This window comes from Cyclobacterium sediminis (assembly GCF_054781075.1).
The window spans coordinates 325,034-341,281 of record NZ_BAAGVC010000007.1 but is presented as its reverse complement, the minus strand read 5'-3'; the positions used below and the strand labels follow the sequence as shown (position 1 = coordinate 341,281).

14 protein-coding genes are annotated in these 16,248 nt (G+C 41.0%); 13 read left to right on the top strand and 1 reads right to left on the bottom strand.

The annotated features are described in order from the left end of the window. Positions 1 to 164: 164 nt before the first annotated feature. From ACYVHJ_RS10125 to ACYVHJ_RS10080, 10 genes are all read left to right on the top strand, one after another. The gene (locus ACYVHJ_RS10125) at positions 165 to 1,697 is read left to right on the top strand and encodes a sulfatase (protein ID WP_460514394.1); all 1,533 of its coding nucleotides are present in this window, start codon (positions 165 to 167) and stop codon (positions 1,695 to 1,697) included. A 16-nt stretch (positions 1,698 to 1,713) separates the two neighbouring features. Next, the gene (locus tag ACYVHJ_RS10120) at positions 1,714 to 2,220 is read left to right on the top strand and encodes a GNAT family N-acetyltransferase (protein WP_460514392.1); all 507 of its coding nucleotides are present in this window, start codon (positions 1,714 to 1,716) and stop codon (positions 2,218 to 2,220) included. Between the two features lie 199 nt (positions 2,221 to 2,419). Then, positions 2,420 to 3,157 carry a hypothetical protein gene (locus tag ACYVHJ_RS10115; protein ID WP_460514390.1) on the top strand — a complete coding sequence of 246 codons (738 nt, stop codon included), beginning with the start codon at positions 2,420 to 2,422 and terminating at the stop codon, positions 3,155 to 3,157. Positions 3,158 to 3,201: 44 nt separating this feature from the next. Further along, positions 3,202 to 4,530 (top strand): hypothetical protein, encoded by a 1,329-nt coding sequence (locus ACYVHJ_RS10110; RefSeq protein WP_460514388.1) that lies wholly within the window; start codon positions 3,202 to 3,204, stop codon positions 4,528 to 4,530. Positions 4,531 to 4,660: 130 nt separating this feature from the next. Further along, positions 4,661 to 5,566 (top strand): alpha/beta hydrolase, encoded by a 906-nt coding sequence (locus ACYVHJ_RS10105; protein ID WP_460514386.1) that lies wholly within the window; start codon positions 4,661 to 4,663, stop codon positions 5,564 to 5,566. Between the two features lie 422 nt (positions 5,567 to 5,988). After that, complete coding sequence (locus ACYVHJ_RS10100; protein WP_339902658.1) at positions 5,989 to 8,097, top strand: bifunctional aldolase/short-chain dehydrogenase; 2,109 nt, start codon at positions 5,989 to 5,991, stop codon at positions 8,095 to 8,097. Positions 8,098 to 8,106: 9 nt separating this feature from the next. Continuing rightward, positions 8,107 to 9,390 (top strand): TIM barrel protein, encoded by a 1,284-nt coding sequence (locus ACYVHJ_RS10095; protein ID WP_460514383.1) that lies wholly within the window; start codon positions 8,107 to 8,109, stop codon positions 9,388 to 9,390. 36 nt (positions 9,391 to 9,426) lie between these two features. After that, positions 9,427 to 10,758: an FGGY-family carbohydrate kinase gene (locus ACYVHJ_RS10090; RefSeq protein WP_460514381.1), complete on the top strand. Its 1,332-nt coding sequence runs from the start codon at positions 9,427 to 9,429 to the stop codon at positions 10,756 to 10,758. An 18-nt stretch (positions 10,759 to 10,776) separates the two neighbouring features. Continuing rightward, positions 10,777 to 11,700, top strand: a complete 924-nt coding sequence (locus tag ACYVHJ_RS10085) for an alpha/beta hydrolase (protein WP_339905765.1) — start codon at positions 10,777 to 10,779, stop codon at positions 11,698 to 11,700. After that, positions 11,697 to 13,010, top strand: coding sequence for an apiosidase-like domain-containing protein (locus ACYVHJ_RS10080; RefSeq protein ID WP_460514379.1), 1,314 nt, complete (start codon positions 11,697 to 11,699; stop codon positions 13,008 to 13,010). The genes ACYVHJ_RS10085 and ACYVHJ_RS10080 overlap by 4 nt, the downstream gene beginning before the upstream one ends. Positions 13,011 to 13,099: 89 nt before the next feature. Here the strand turns inward: ACYVHJ_RS10080 and ACYVHJ_RS10075 are convergent, their stop codons facing one another. Further along, a complete protein-coding gene (locus tag ACYVHJ_RS10075) occupies positions 13,100 to 13,522 on the bottom strand; it encodes a YjbQ family protein (RefSeq protein ID WP_460514377.1) in 423 nt (140 codons plus the stop codon). A gap of 105 nt (positions 13,523 to 13,627) precedes the next feature. On the opposite strand from ACYVHJ_RS10075, the gene ACYVHJ_RS10070 reads away from it, so the two are divergent. From ACYVHJ_RS10070 to ACYVHJ_RS10060, 3 genes are read left to right on the top strand one after another with little or no spacing between them, the layout of a single operon-like run. Then, entirely contained in the window at positions 13,628 to 14,095 is a 468-nt protein-coding gene (locus tag ACYVHJ_RS10070) for a GlcG/HbpS family heme-binding protein (protein WP_339905677.1), read from the top strand. A 45-nt stretch (positions 14,096 to 14,140) separates the two neighbouring features. Then, on the top strand, positions 14,141 to 15,298 hold the full coding sequence (locus ACYVHJ_RS10065; RefSeq protein WP_460514375.1) for a pyridoxal phosphate-dependent aspartate aminotransferase family protein: 1,158 nt from the start codon (positions 14,141 to 14,143) through the stop codon (positions 15,296 to 15,298). Between the two features lie 14 nt (positions 15,299 to 15,312). Beyond that, complete coding sequence (locus ACYVHJ_RS10060; protein ID WP_460514373.1) at positions 15,313 to 16,242, top strand: sugar phosphate isomerase/epimerase family protein; 930 nt, start codon at positions 15,313 to 15,315, stop codon at positions 16,240 to 16,242. Positions 16,243 to 16,248 lie beyond the last annotated feature (6 nt).

The following is a 16,248-nucleotide window of genomic DNA, read 5'->3' as shown; positions in this document are numbered from 1 at the left end:
GAGCTTCCCCAAAGTATGGTCAATTAAGCGACAAGTCCCTTTTGACGGTTCAGCATTTAGATTTATCTTCACCGTTTATAATAAACGGGTCCAAAAACAACGGTGATCCCAACAAGACCAGGTGGTATTTAAAACTGAGGTCGAATTCAAGAAAAAACTAACCTATGAAAAGTCTTTTTTACCTAACCCTACTATGTATGGTTTTTGGAAGCTGCAAAAATCAAGCAAGTCTCGAAGCTTCAGAGCAACCAAATATTGTTTTATTTTTTGTTGATGATATGGGTTGGCAGGACACTTCTCTTCCTTTTTGGCATAAAAAAACCCCTTTTAATGAGCGCTATCATACACCAAATATGGAAAAACTAGCAGCTGAAGGGATGAAATTTACTCAAGCTTATGCCACACCTGTTTGTTCTCCCACACGTATAAGTCTAATGACCGGCATGAACGCTGCACGACATCGTGTAACCAACTGGACCCTACACAAGGACGCCCTACAACCTATGGAAACCAACCATAAAGCGTTGTCTTTTCCTGCCTGGAATGTAAACGGAATGAGTCCGGAACCGTTGGATCTGGCAGTATATGCAGATGCCCTACCTTCCTTGCTTCAAAAAGCAGGTTATTTCACCATTCATGCCGGAAAAGCACATTTTGGAGCCATTGATACTCCTGCCGAAAACCCTGAAGCCATCGGTTTTGATGTCAATATAGCCGGACATGCTGCCGGAGGTCCAGGTAGCTATTTGGGAGCAAACAATTTTAGTGCAAATTGGCGTGGAGGCAGTGCTGTATGGGATGTCCCAGGCCTTGAAAAATACCATGGGCAAGAAATCTTTTTAACAGAAGCGCTTACCCTTGAAGCCAAAAGTGCTATGGATGTAGCTCTTAATAAAAACAAACCCTTTTTTATGTATATGTCGCACTATGCAGTGCATGCCCCTATAGAAAAAGACAAACGTTATTATCAAAAATACCTGGACAAAGGCCTTGATGAAAAGGAAGCCAGCTATGCCGCCCTTATAGAAGGCATGGACAAAAGCTTGGGAGACATCATGAAATATCTCGAAGAAAAAAGTTTGATGGATAACACCATCATCCTCTTCATGTCAGACAATGGTGGCCTTAGCGTTCATGGCAGAGGTGGAGAACCTCACACCCATAACAAACCCTTATCCAGTGGCAAAGGATCCATCCATGAAGGTGGCATCAGGGTTCCTATGATCGTAAAGTGGCCCGGCGTAACGATTCCCGGATCAAAAAATGACAATTACCTGATCATTGAAGATTTTTATCCGAGCATTTTGGAAATGGCGGGAGTAGAAGACAAAACCACCGTTCAGAAAGTTGATGGAAAAAGTTTCACAGGTTTGCTGAAAAACAATAGGCCGGGACAAGTTGAACAGCGGTCTTTGTTCTGGCACTACCCCAATGAATGGGGGCCTAAGGGGCCTGGGATAGGCGCCTTCAGTGCTATTCGAAAAGGGGATTTTAAGTTGATTTATTACCATATAGATGAAAGTTTTGAATTGTTTAATATCCGTGAAGACATAGGAGAGCAAAACAATCTGGCAGCCACAAAACCGGAAAAAGTAAAAGCCTTGGCCAGTCTTTTGACGGCTCACCTTAAAGAAGTAGCGGCACAAATGCCCATACACAAAGAAAGTGGAACCCCTGTAGCCTATCCCGGAGAGTAGCCATTAGACACGAATAATGACGGAGATAACGTTTAGACAAATAGGAATAAAAGACCTAACACTGGTTTTAAATTTACTGAAGGAAGCAGCCGAAAAAATTAACCGGATGCAGATTGACCATTGGCAATATTGGAAGAACCCTCCACAAGAAAAAGTACGATGGATTGAAGAGGGTATTAAAAACGGTGAATTCTTTTTCATCGATGACCAGGATAAAAACAATATCGGCATGGTGAGAATGTTAAATGAAGACCTACTCTATTGGGGAAAGCAAAAAGATAAAGCCATCTATGTGCATTCATTAATCGTTAAGGAAGCCTATAACGGAAGAGGAATTGGGCAAAGAATCTTAGAAGAAATTGGACATAAAGCCAAAAAAAATGAATGCCAATACTTGCGATTAGATTCAGACTCAAAAAACCCTAAGCTTTGTAAGTACTACGAAAAGTTAGGCTTTAAGAAAGTAGGAGTAAAAGACTTACCATTGTCTACCTACAATCTTTATGAAAGAAAGATACAATGAACTAGTGATCAATTTGATAAAATACTAGAATGCACACCTATAATATTCAATTGCCGGGGTCAAAATTTCCTGACTGTTTTTTTAAATTTTATATTAACACCCCCTAAATCGACATACATAAAACACACTATACGAGCGAATTAATCAACTTTTCATTTGCCAATCTCAATATTTTTTATTACTTTAAATGAAGCTTTCTGTGAATCCTACCTCCCAAGTCATGCTTCTTACAACTTTCCATACAGACGAATTTTTCCAAATTTCATGTTCCTGCCCATCTGTAATACAGCCGGGAGAAGACCTTGAGGTTGACTTACACATGACTGCTTTAAAAACGTGTAAGCTGAACAAAATAATTTGGAATCTTGAAGGGATTACTAATAAGGCCGCCAAAAATGACGAGGAACACTTGGCGATAAATATGGATGTACAGGAAGGAAAATCAGTTGACCGGAAAGTAATCTTTAATACCGAACTCGGGAAGGAGGGATTCGGGGAAATCCAAATGACGCTGCATTTTTCCATCGCCGGGGAGGCTGAAAAAACTTTTCACTGGAATTTTTGGGCGTCGGTATTTAAAAAAGTTACTGCGGATAATGAAAAGGCCTTGGACGATGACTTAAGAAAAAGGCTGGTCGATGTCGTTAATGCCAGAACAAGAAACGGACATATTTTTATGGCAGACCATGTTCGTTTTTTTTCCGAATTCCTCAACATTGACGTTCCTGATGAAATTGCTAATATTTTAAATGATGAATTGCTACTAGAAGAAGAAGGCTTACCAGTAAACGAAGAACTCTTCTATTCCATAGCAATCGGCCAAACTCAATTTTACGGATTAGAAAAACTGAAACTGATCTATGAAGAAAATTGCACTGATAGTGATGATAAGTTTGATATGGATGATGCAAGGGAAGTTCCTGCAAGCGTCATATAGGAATTCTAAAACAAAGTAAATTTTGGCTTTAAATACAAAATGGTATGTCATGGGCAGCAGGTTTTTCTTTAGCGCTTGAAATTAATCAAACCATTCTCAACCTTGTATTGGATAAATTCTTGCAAAGTTTACAGGCGCAATTAACTTACCAGGCAAGACTTGGGAGAATAGGTTCATTCGAAGCATCAGTTAAGGATCTGGAGATATTGGATTTGGAAGACCCGGCGCCATTGGGTGGGGTGTTGACAGACTTGCAGGCAAAGGCAGATTTTAAATTAAGGCTATTTGGAATTCAGCTTGTCAATACAACCATGGCATTTACGATCGACAATGTCGAACTCAACCTTTCAAGAACAGCCGCCGGTCAACCTAAGGGGATTGTCATTCAAATAGCCCCTACACTTTCGATAAGAATTAGTTTTACTGGTGGAAATTTTCTTATCAATTGGATATTAAATGGCATCATTGCCCCACTGATTACTTTTGGTGTCTGGCTGGCTTTTAAACTGATCCGTAAAGTCGAAATCCCTGTTTGGGACCTGATTGATATTTTCGGTGTGTTGGGACTGAGATTCGCTCCAAACAGTCCATTGCTAACAGCTCAGAAAACCGTCCCGCCTACATCAATACTCATGGCTTCAGACTTTAACCTAACAGCTCCGGCAATGGGTATTGGTCAGCAACTGAAGCATTTCAATCCGCCAAACACAAGTATAGGTGCGGTTGTCAATGACAAGGTTATCAGCGCAGCTGTACAAATTGCATTTTCGAAGGGTTGGGTTCCATCACAATTCCGGGTATCCGGTTGGAAAATCTACATCAATTCCATTCATGTTAAATTTGTTCAAGACAAGATCGTAGCCACGGGGTCTTTAAAAGCCAAGCGAGGAAAATGCTGGTGCCGTGTAAAAGCCAAAATTTCCTTCAAGGCCGAAGTTACTCCAAAAATAACCGGTGCACCTGCTCAGCCTCAACTGAAATTTACTTACGATGCCAATGTCAATACACAGCTATCCACTTCCGGCATGCTCGTGGTTTTAGGTGTCATCATGTATGCCCCGATTTTTATGGCATTGACCATCTCCATGTCTTTCCTTATCAACATTGTACTGAATCAGTTTTTACCTTTTACTACCGGCTGGCAACAGAACGGACTCCAACTAAAAATCACTGCTAATTCTGTCAATTATTCAGGTTTCACTCCTTTATCTATGCAGTTCCCACTGGAGTTAAGTGGAAGCGGATCCTACGATCTTAGTAATTTTAGGCAATTTTCACTCCCCGGAAATGGCCCACAATTTCAGGTGAAATACACCAATGAAAGCCTCACAATTCAACCGGAAGAATTAAGACTTGCCATTGATTTACAGTAGCAATCTGTTTACTTCATTTGAAGAATGATTTTGATACATGAGGATTTGAAATTCCATGGTTTTTATTTTTACATTGAGCTTTTAAAAGGAAATTTAACTGTAATAACTAAATATCAATCGACCCAAATCCATGAAGCAATTTGCGCTAATCCTGTTTTTAATAATTTCCTCCAACCTGGAGGCCCAACAAATAATGGATTTATACCCAGAGAATATTCCTAATAGTAAGGCTTATGCCATGCAGGAAGAGGTCATTGAGGACAATGGCCGTATTGCCTGGTTAAAAAATGTTTCCAAACCTACCCTCACAAGTTATCATCCTAGTGAAAAAATAGCTACAGGGGCTGCAGTGATAATCTGCCCTGGAGGTGGATACTCAGGCGAGAGCTACCTCCGCGAAGGAACCTTGATCGCTGAAACATTTGTAAAAAAGGGAATTGCTGCATTTATTTTAAAATACCGATTGCCCAGTGATTCGATTATGATTGACAAAGCTATTGGTCCTCTTCAGGATGCCCAGCAAGCAATTAAAACGGTAAGACAAAACGCCTCAGCATGGAATATTGACCCGAGCAAAATTGGAATCATGGGCTTTTCGGCTGGAGGACACTTAGCATCCACTGCCGGAACACATTTTGACAAGTCTTATATCCTAAATAAGGAGCAAATAAGCTTAAGACCAGACTTTATGGTCCTTATCTATCCGGTCATCAGTATGACAGACGAAATAGGTCATTTAGGTTCAAGACAAAATTTACTCGGCAAGTCTGCTTCAGAAAAACAAAAGCAACTGTTTTCTAATGAATTGCAGGTCGGCCCAAACACCCCACCCACTTGGATCACCCATACCGGAGATGACAATGTGGTACCTGTGGAGAACAGTATCCGCTTCTACCAAGCACTGATAAAAAATGAAGTTCCCTCAGAAATGCATTTGTACCCGAAAGGCAATCATGGATTTGTTTTGAGTATACCAACCGAAGAATGGATGCAACCGCTGTTTGACTGGATGAGCAATAGTGGAATAAGCCTTTGACACAATCCATTCAATCCCGTGACTCTTTGATGAGCCAAGGGATGATTCATTCAAATTACCCATTTTTCATTGAATAGTGACTTCTTAAATTTTTGTGATTTTAGAAATATTCTTGCCTTATTTGTAATTAGGACGAATTTAAAAGTTGCGGTTTTCATTTTCATTCCTCCGGTATTGGGGTTTTATTAAACCTTGTTAAATTTTAATAATCGAAAAACAATAATTTCTTATCATTGTCTGATTTTTAAGACAGATTATCCGAAAAAATGGCTCATTAGAGAGGAAAAGTATAGTTTTTTGACAGATTAATGCTTTTGTAATGGGTAATTTGCCATTCAAACAGCATAGAACAGGACAGTTAAAATTTTTGAATAAGGTATATTCGCTAAAATATTAAAAAGGAATTCAAATTTATTTAAAATATGGCAATTACAAAAGACACTTTTAAGCACGTAGATTATCTATGGGATGATGAAAAAGCTAAGGCTTTAGGGGACGATCAAGTAGCCCTTTTGCTTTACCGCTCTAACATTTTAGGTGCAGACCTAAGAATCACCAATTATGGAGGAGGAAACACAAGCTGCAAGACCATAGAAAAAGACCCACTTACCAAGGAAGACACGGAAATAATGTGGATCAAGGGATCAGGTGGAGACATTGGAACTTTGAAAAGAAGCGGCCTTGCAGGGTTGTATATGGACAAACTGCTAGCGCTTAAAAATGTCTATCGCGGATTGGAGTTTGAAGATGAAATGGTGGCACTTTTCAACCACTGTATCTATGACTTGGACTCTAAAGCTCCTTCTATAGATACTCCATTGCACGCTGTATTACCTTTCAAGCACATTGATCACCTTCACCCTGATGCTGCCATAGCCATCGCAGCAGCCAAGGATGGAGAAAAAATTACCCAAGAGTTATTCGAAGGACAAATTGCCTGGGTTCCTTGGCAAAGACCTGGCTTCGACCTTGCCCTTCAATTGGACAAAGCGCTTAAAGCCAATCCAGGAATCAGGGGAATTATGCTTGGAGGACACGGACTTTTCACTTGGGGAGATACTGCTTATGAATGTTATATCAACAGTCTTGAAGTAATTGACAAAGCTTCCCAGTACCTGGAAGACAATTATGGCAAAGATCGACCTGTATTTGGTGGACAAAAAGTTTCCTCCCTTCCTGAAGAAGAAAGAAAAGAGCAAGCTTCAATCATTGCCCCACATTTAAGAGGATTGGCCTCTAGTTACAATAGAATGGTAGGTCATTTTTCAGACGATGAAAGGGTTTTGGAATTTATAAATAGCAATGACCTGGAAAAACTAGCTCCTCTTGGAACCAGCTGCCCTGATCATTTCTTGAGAACAAAAATCAGACCTTTGGTATTGGAAATAGCTCCGGATACGGACCTGTCTGACATGACTGAGGTAAAAGCTTACCTTGAAAAAGAATTTGAAGCCTACAGACAATATTACACCAAATATTATGAAGACCACAAACGTGACAATAGTCCCGGCATTAGGGATTCAAACCCTGTGGTTATCTTATGGCCTGGTGTAGGAATGTTCTCTTATGCCAAGAACAAACAGACGGCAAGGGTAGCAAGTGAGTTTTACACGAATGCTATCAATGTAATGAAAGGTGCTGAAGCTGTTTCTTCTTATGTTTCATTGCCTTTACAGGAGGCTTTCGACATTGAATATTGGTTATTGGAAGAAGCCAAGTTGCAAAGAATGCCTAAGGAGCAACCGCTTTCCAGAAAAGTGGCTTTTGTAACCGGAGGAGCCGGAGGCATCGGAAAAGCAATTGCCGATAAACTGGCCAAAGAAGGTGCTTGTGTATTCATTACAGACATCAACAAAGACAACCTGGATACTGCCCTGGCGACCTACGGCAAGGACACCGGATCCGGAGCTTTAATGGATGTGACCAAAATGGAGGACATAGAAAAAGCTTTGAAAGCTGCTTGTCTGAAATTCGGAGGTGTAGACATTATCGTCAATTGTGCAGGACTGGCCATTTCTAAACCAATCGCACAAACTACAGAAAAGGATTGGGACATTCTTCAATCTGTGCTTGTAAAAGGTCAGTTTGCCGTTTCTAAAGCAGCCGTTGCCATTTTAAGGGCTCAGGATAAAGGAGGAGACATCGTCAATATTGCAAGTAAAAATGCTTTGGTTTCCGGACCTAACAATGTTGGTTACGGAACGGCCAAAGCCGCCCAAGTACACATGAGCAGATTGCTAGCTGCTGAACTGGGACCTGATAAAATCCGAGTGAATGTAGTCAATCCGGACGCGGTAATTGAAGGAAGTAAAATCTGGGAAGGTGAATGGGCCAAAGGCAGAGCCAAGGCTTATGGAATCACTGTGGAAGAACTTCCTGCATTCTATGCCAAGCGTACCATCATGAATGAAATTATCTCAGTAGATGATATTGCCAATGGAGTTTTTGCCTTTGTTGGAGGTCATTTAAGTAAGAGTACCGGAAATATTTTAAACGTTGATGGAGGGGTAGCTGCTGCCTTTGTCAGATAATTTATTATCATGAGAATTGATAAAAATCAAATCAATACTATCAATAACAGAGCTCTCCCGGATCACCGGGAGAGTTTTGAGTATCTAAGCAATAAATTAACCACCAAAGGTCTGGAACCTGAGCAACTCATTCAGAAGATTCAGGATTTTCAAATTGCCATTCCAAGCTGGGCTCTAGGCACTGGAGGCACAAGATTTGGCCGATTTCCCGGTGGTGGTGAACCTCGGTCTTTAGAGGAAAAAATTGATGACGTAGGCCTTCTTCATGCATTGAATGCCGGATCAGGTGCTATTTCCCTACATATCCCTTGGGATATTCCCGAAGACATCGATGCAGTGAAAGCTCATGCGGCTTCTCATAACCTGCTTTTTGATGCCGTCAACTCAAATACCTTCCAGGATCAAGAAGATCAAGCTCTCTCTTATAAGTTTGGCTCTTTGTGTCATACAGATAGCAAGGTAAGGCAACAAGCCATTGATCACAACCTTGAGGTCATCAAATACGGAGACCAATTGGGATCGAAAGCCTTAACCGTTTGGTTGGCAGATGGGTCTTCATTTCCCGGACAAATGAATTTCAGAAAAGCCCTGCAACACACGCTGGATTCTTTAAAAGAGATTTATCAGGGGATGCCTGCAGATTGGAAAATGTTTGTGGAGTACAAACCTTATGAGCCCTATTTTTACCATACCGTTATACAGGATTGGGGAACATCTCATTTACTGGCTTCCCAATTGGGCGAAAGGGCCTTTACATTGGTTGATTTGGGTCATCACCTGCCCAACACCAATATTGAACAAATTGTGGCCACCCTTATGATGCAGGGAAAACTTGGGGGATTTCATTTCAATGACTCCAAATTTGGTGATGATGACCTTACCGTAGGTGCCATGAAACCTTACCAATTGTTTTTGATATTTAACGAATTGGTAGAAGGTATGGAAGACAGTGCTTCCAAAAATCCTGCTCCGGCATGGATGATCGATGCAAGCCACAACTTAAAAGACCCAATGGAGGACTTACTCCAATCGGTTGAAGCCATCCAGTTGGCCTATGCCCAAGCCTTAACTGTGGACAGAAATGCCTTGGAAAATGCCCGCGAATCTAATGATGCGGTATTGGCCCAAGAAATTTTACAAAATGCTTTCCGTACAGACTTAAGACCTCTAATTGCGGAAGCCAGACTTCAGGCAAATGCGGCCCTGTCACCGGTAGAAATTTACAGAGACTTGGCTGTAAGAAAGCAATTGGTCAAGGAAAGAGGTGCCAAAACACTTGCCACCGGCCTTTAATTTAAATCAATCCATTCAAAATAATCCGACAATACAATGTCCATACCGGTAACTGCCATTTTTGATATAGGAAAAACGAACAAGAAATTTTTTCTATTTGATGAAAATCTAAATGAAATCAAGGAAGAATATGTACAGTTTCCAACGATAAAAGATGACGACGGATTTGAATGTGATGATTTGGAAAAAATTACTAAGTGGGCCAAAGAAAATGTAGAGAAATTGTGCCAAGATCCTCAATATGAAATCAAAGCATTGAATTTCTCTACTTATGGGGCCACTTTTGTATCGATTGGAGAAGACGGAAGGCCAGTTACCCCGATTTACAATTACCTTAAGGACTTCCCTGAAGATGTGCATAAGGAGTTTTACAGCAAATACCCTGAGGAAAGCATCAATCAAACCACTGCCTCTCCAACTTTAGGTATGCTTAATTCAGGTTTGCAGCTTTACTGGCTCAAAAGAAAGAAGCCCGAAGTATTTAAAAAAATCAAATATTCTCTACACCTTCCACAATACATCTCTTATCTTTTTACCGGGGAGGTTGTAAGTGAACCTACTTCCATTGGTTGCCATACCAAATTATGGGATTTTCCTAAGGGCGATTATCACCAATGGGTTTATGATGAAGGCATAGCGGATAAACTTCCACGCCAGGTCCCCACTACGCACAGCTTTGAAAAAGAGATCTGTGGCCAAAAGGTTAAAATTGGCGTGGGTATCCATGACTCTTCTTCAGCGCTTGCTTCTTATTTAATTAAAATTAAAGAGCCATTCCTATTAATATCTACGGGTACTTGGAGCATTTCACTAAACCCTTTTCCCCAAAGAGACCTGTCATTTTCTGAATTAGAAAATGACTGCTTGAATTTCTTATCCATTCATGGAAAAACGGTCAAGGCCAGTCGCTTCTTCCTTGGCTATGAACTGGATCATCAGCTCAAGAAAATGAACCAAGCCTTTGGAAAAGAGCCCAAATACTATAAAAATATTGTTCCTAATGAAAAATTGGTTAACCAACTTTTAAGTGGAGAGGTTTCCGGGACTTTTTATCCTGATGCCATAGCAAGAACCCCTTTGGTGGCTCAAATCTTCCCTGAAAATAACTGGGACATCTCTTCCTTTTCAGATTATGAAGAAGCCTTTCACCATTTGATCTTTGGTTTGGTAAAAATGCAGGTGGCCTCATTGATGCTCGCTAAAGGTGCAACAGCTATAAAAAAAGTGTATATTGATGGTGGTTTTGTTCATAACAAGGTCTTTATCCGTTTTTTAAATGCGCTTTTAGAAGGTTATGAACTCGAATTTTCAGACTTCCCTCTAGGCTCAGCTTATGGGGCAGCCTTAATGCTAAACGCTTTTAAATAATAAAAACATTTAAGCTCAATGAAGCAGTTTATTCTAGTACTAAGTTTCTTTTTTATCATGGAAGCCTTATCTGCCCAAAATCAATCCATCATAATGGACATTTATCCGGGAGAAATACCCTTTCAGAAAGTTTCTCAGGTGAAAGAGGTGAGCGAGGTTGATGGAATTACCCGGATTAGCAATGTGCAAGTCCCCCAAATTCAAGTATTTTTACCAGCCAAAAGTTCTGCTACAGGACAAGCAGTAATCATTTGTCCCGGTGGAGGATATGGTATTTTAGCATATGATTGGGAAGGAACAGACATTGCCAAATGGCTCAACAGTCATGGCATTGCCGGCATTGTGCTGAAATACCGCCTGCCTTCAGCGGTAACTCAAACAAGCCCTCACTTGGTCCCCATGTCGGATGGCCAACAAGCCATTAGGCTGGTAAGACATCATGCCGAAGAGTGGAATATTGATCCGGATAAAATTGGTATTATGGGTTTTTCTGCCGGTGGTCATTTGGCCTCCACTTTGGGCACCCATTTTGATTCAGGAAACCCCGGCGCCGATGACCCCATACTGCATCAATCAAGCCGTCCTGATTTTATGATCCTTGGATACCCTGTCGTTTCTTTCAATAAAACCTTTACACATATAGGCTCAAGAAACAATTTACTCGGTGAAAACCCGGAAGCGAAATGGGTCAGTTATTTCAGCAATGAAGAACAAATAAGAGCAGACACACCACCAACCTTTATCTTCCACTCCCAAGATGATACCGGAGTCCCGGTCAAACATAGTTTGATGTTTTATCAAGGATTGGTAGAAAAGAACATCCCTGCAGAGATGCACTTGTACCCATTAGGTAAACATGGGTATGCCCTCTCCATCAATAAAGAAGGCACCCAAAAAGACTGGCCAAAAAGTTGTATTAACTGGTTGCAGCACTTAGAATGAAAGCAAATTTACAACCCTTGAAAATAAGCCCTAATGGCAGGTTTTTAACCCATCAGGATGGAAGTCCTTTCTTCTGGCTGGGAGACACTGCGTGGGAATTGCTTCATAGGTTGTCACTGGAAGAAACCAAATTTTACTTTCAAAACCGTCTTGATAAAGGTTTTACCATTATTCAAACGGTTATTTTGGCAGAACTGGATGGGCTCAACAGCCCCAATGCAAATGGGCATTTACCCTTGAAGGAGTTAGACCCTTGCCAACTCAATGAAGAATATTTCAAACATGTAGAAGAGGTGGTCGCCTTGGCGGAGGAAATGGGACTATACCTTGCCCTACTACCTACCTGGGGAGACAAATACAATAAAAAATGGGGAACCGGCCCCGAGATTTTCACCCCAGAAAATGCCGGAACTTACGGTGAATTATTGGCCAAGCGCTTTGCCAAATACCGGCACTTGGTATGGGTTTTAGGTGGAGACAGGGCCCCGGAAGACCAAGAAGATGAGGAAATTATTGAGCAGATGGCCTTGGGCATTAGGGCAATTGATAAAACAAGCCTAATCACCTACCATCCCGGAGGAGGAACCATTGCAAGTGATCTTTTTCCCAACGCATCATGGTTGCAAATCGACATGTTTCAATCCAGGCATCAAAAAAAATTTCGGGAATACAGATTTGTAAACAAGGCCAGAAGCAGAAAACCTATCCGACCTGTAATCAATGGAGAGCCCGGTTATGAAAACATTCCCAACTTACTAAATAAATGGCATTTTCAGCGATTGAATGCCGCTGATGTTCGGCTATCTGCCTATTGGAGCATGCTGTCCGGCGCGGCCGGTTATACCTATGGATGCAATGAAGTTTGGCAAATGCATTCAGAAAATGTCCCCCCCCTATTTGGCGCTCAAATGTCTTGGGACAAAGCCCTGGACTTACCCGGAGCCTCACAGATAGGTTTATTGCCAAGGCTTTTTGCCAGACTACCCTGGCAGGAAATGCGGGTTTCAACAAAAGTTTTGGCAGGCTTAAGGTGGCCTTTCCATCAACAGAAATTAGCCTTAACGACGATTGATCAAGGCTGTATCCTTATTTACCAACCTCGAGGAAGCAAGATAAAAACACGTATAAAAAAGACCATTTTGAATAAGGCTGAAGCTTATTGGATCAACCCTCAAAATGGAAAAATTGAAGCCCTCAAAGGGCGGATTTCAAATACTTTTCAGACACCAAATAGTTTACAAGATTGGTTGCTATTGATCCTATCAGGCAGCTACCAGGAACAGTGGAAATCTTACAAGCCTGAGATTTAAACAGTTGTTAAATTGCTGTGGATAAAATTGTGGATAAAGCAATAGATTGCTGTTTTCTCTTCATTATTTCATTAATCACTCAAAATAGCTTATTCTCCCATTACTGTAAGCACGAGATTTCTCTTTCCTCCATAATTGCGATACTCTCCAAGGTAAATGCCTTGCCATGTCCCCAGATTCAATCTACCACGAGTAACGGGAATTTGTACTGAACAGCCAAAAACACTTGATTTAAGGTGTGCAGGCATATCATCAGGGCCTTCCATGGTATGTACAAAATGGGGGTAATCCTCAGGAATCAAGTAATTGGTAAAGGTTTCGAAATCTACTCTTACAGTAGGATCAGCGTTTTCATTGATCGTTAAACCTGCGGAAGTATGTTTTATCCACACCTGAAGCAGTCCCCGATCAATTTTATTTAATTCAGGAAAGTTATCCACAATATGTCTAGTAATGAGGTGAAAACCTCTTTTGTATGCGGGCAATTGAATTTCTTTTTGAAAAGTTTTCATTGAATTTTTTACCGATTTGTTTCTTACTCAAATATAAAAAATTTAAGAATTGCAGTTTATTAATTATATTTAAGATTAATCCTTTTAAAACTTAAATTCAATAAAATGCAGAAGCTAAGCTTTTCAATTTTAATCTTGTTATTCACCGTGGTGAGTTTCACTACCAATGCCCAACAGATGACAGAAATCCTTAGCCTTAAGGATGCTCAGGCAATTGCAGATGCTGCTGAAGCTAAAGCCAAAGCAAACGATTGGAATGTAGTCATAGCTATCGTTGATGCCGGCGGACACCTGGTCGTCCTCAGAAGAATGGATGGAACCCAAAGTGGAAGCATTGACGTGGCCTTAGAAAAAAGTGAAACTGCCGCTAAGTTTAAAAGGTCAACTAAAGAATTTGAAGACATGGTCATGGAAGGGCGATTAAATATTCTTAGTCTACCCGGAGTACTGGCCATGGAAGGCGGGCTTCCTATAATTTCCGGAGATCAGGTTATCGGAGCCATTGGGGTGAGTGGAGCTGCCCCACCTGAAGATGGGATTATTGCTGAAGCCGGAGTTGCAGCTTTCAAATAATTTTCACTTTTCCACATTGGGAATAATTCTGATGGATCTTTACAAATGATGACAAAAGCAAAAAATCTACCCTCTAAACTCCCTTATGTAGGCACAACCATTTTTACGGTCATGTCCAAATTAGCGACAGATGAGGGGGCTTATAATTTATCTCAAGGCTTTCCAAGCTTTGATTGTTCTCCAAAGCTAAGTGAATTGGTTTGTCACTACTTAAAAAACGGCTACAACCAATACGCTCCCATGTCCGGTGCACCGGTTTTTAGGGAAAGCATCGCCCAAAAAACCGCCGATGTTTATGGAACAGCCTACGACCCTGAGACAGAAGTGACCGTCACCTCGGGAGCTACAGAAGCCATCTTCTGTGCAGTTACTGCAGTAGTCTATCCCGGAGATGAGGTAATTGTATTGGAACCGGCCTATGACAGCTACGTGCCGGCTATAGACCTTAATGGTGGCATTCCGATTTTCGTCACCTTAGACGCCCCTGATTTTAAAATAGATTGGGAAATGGTTAAAGCCAAAATCAGCCCCAAAACCAAAGCCATTCTTATCAACACTCCCCACAACCCCGTGGGAACGGTTTTCAGCAAAGAAGACCTTGATAGCTTAGCCGATATTATTCGGGACAAAGACATTTATATCATCAGTGATGAGGTTTACGAACATATTGTTTTTGATGGAGGGGTTCACCATTCCATGATGACGCATCCGGAATTAAAAGAAAGGTCTTTTATTTGCAATTCTGTGGGTAAAACCTACCATGTTACAGGCTGGAAAATTGGTTATTGCCTGGCTCCTGCTGCACTCACCAAGGAGTTTAGGCGTATCCACCAGTACATCACTTTCTGTACAGTGTCTCCCATGCAATATGCCTTGGCAGATTTCTTAAAATTGCCTGAACATTATGAAGCCCTATCTGAATTTTACCAAAGGAAGAGAGATCGTTTCAATGAAGCTTTACGTGCATCGAGATTTACCTTTAAACCTTCTAAAGGTAGTTTCTTTCAAATCGTATCTTACGAAAATATTACAGACGAAAATGATTATGATTTGGCCATAAGGCTTACCAAAGAAATCAAGGTAGCATCTGTACCTGTATCCGTTTTTTATAAGGATAAAAAAGATGATAAATTATTACGGTTTTGTTTTGCTAAGGACGATGACATCCTGGACAAAGCCGCTGAATTGTTATGTAAATTATAAATTGTTTCCAAGGAATGCTTGAATTAGGTTTTGTAAGTGCCATCCTGGCTGAAAAAAGTTTTGAAGAAGTCATTGACTTTGCTGCCAATGAAAAATTTTCATGTGTAGAAATCATGTGTTGGCCGAAAGGCAAGGCAGAAAGGCGTTACGCCGGAGTTACACATATTGATGTGGGCAACCTTGATGACAAAATGGTAGCACATATCAAAGACTACCAAAGAAAAAAGAAAGTCTATGTATCGGGACTGGGCTTTTATCCCAACCCAATGGATCCTGATGAAAAAGTGGCAGAGAACGCACTCTCTCATATTTTGGCAGTAATTGATGGGGCCGAGAAATTGGGAATACCCGTAGTCAATACCTTCATTGGAAGAAATCCTACTCTAAATATTGCTGACAATTTGCGCCTATTTGAAGAGCGTTTCCCACAAATCATTAAGCATGCATCAGCGAAAGGCATTAAAATAGGGATAGAAAATTGCCCGATGTTTTTTACAGATGATGAATGGCCCGGAGGTAAAAACCTAGCCATTTCTCCTGCCATTTGGGACAAAATGTTTCATATAATTCCTGATGCCAATTTTGGGTTGAATTACGATCCTTCTCATTTGGTTTGGATGCAAATGGACCCAGTACAGCCCATTTATGATTACAAGGAAAGATTGCACCACATTCACCTTAAAGATGTAAAGGTCTACCAAGAAAAGCTTAACAGAGTAGGCATTCTGGCCAATCCGCTGGAGTATCATTCTCCCAAAATACCCGGGTTGGGAGATGTGCCTTGGGGGAGGTTTTTTGCTGCCCTTACGGATGTAGGGTATAGGGGGCCCTGCTGCATTGAAGTGGAGGATAAAGCCTACGAAAAATCAGAAGCCGATGTAAATATGGCTATTTTAACCGCTAGAAATTACCTGCGCCAGTACATTCCATTTAGAGCCTATTAAGCTTCA

Bases quoted from the DNA above. Each gene is read 5' to 3' on its own strand.
- ACYVHJ_RS10095 (WP_460514383.1), top strand. From the start codon at position 8,107: ATGAGAATTGATAAAAATCAAATCAATACTATCAATAACAGAGCTCTC.
- ACYVHJ_RS10110 (WP_460514388.1), top strand. From the start codon at position 3,202: ATGTCATGGGCAGCAGGTTTTTCTTTAGCGCTTGAAATTAATCAAACC.
- ACYVHJ_RS10085 (WP_339905765.1), top strand. From the start codon at position 10,777: ATGAAGCAGTTTATTCTAGTACTAAGTTTCTTTTTTATCATGGAAGCC.
- ACYVHJ_RS10120 (WP_460514392.1), top strand. From the start codon at position 1,714: ATGACGGAGATAACGTTTAGACAAATAGGAATAAAAGACCTAACACTG.
- ACYVHJ_RS10100 (WP_339902658.1), top strand. From the start codon at position 5,989: ATGGCAATTACAAAAGACACTTTTAAGCACGTAGATTATCTATGGGAT.
- ACYVHJ_RS10080 (WP_460514379.1), top strand. From the start codon at position 11,697: ATGAAAGCAAATTTACAACCCTTGAAAATAAGCCCTAATGGCAGGTTT.
- ACYVHJ_RS10070 (WP_339905677.1), top strand. From the start codon at position 13,628: ATGCAGAAGCTAAGCTTTTCAATTTTAATCTTGTTATTCACCGTGGTG.
- ACYVHJ_RS10065 (WP_460514375.1), top strand. From the start codon at position 14,141: ATGATGACAAAAGCAAAAAATCTACCCTCTAAACTCCCTTATGTAGGC.
- ACYVHJ_RS10090 (WP_460514381.1), top strand. From the start codon at position 9,427: ATGTCCATACCGGTAACTGCCATTTTTGATATAGGAAAAACGAACAAG.
- ACYVHJ_RS10060 (WP_460514373.1), top strand. From the start codon at position 15,313: ATGCTTGAATTAGGTTTTGTAAGTGCCATCCTGGCTGAAAAAAGTTTT.
- ACYVHJ_RS10075 (WP_460514377.1), bottom strand. From the start codon at position 13,522: ATGAAAACTTTTCAAAAAGAAATTCAATTGCCCGCATACAAAAGAGGT.
- ACYVHJ_RS10125 (WP_460514394.1), top strand. From the start codon at position 165: ATGAAAAGTCTTTTTTACCTAACCCTACTATGTATGGTTTTTGGAAGC.
- ACYVHJ_RS10105 (WP_460514386.1), top strand. From the start codon at position 4,661: ATGAAGCAATTTGCGCTAATCCTGTTTTTAATAATTTCCTCCAACCTG.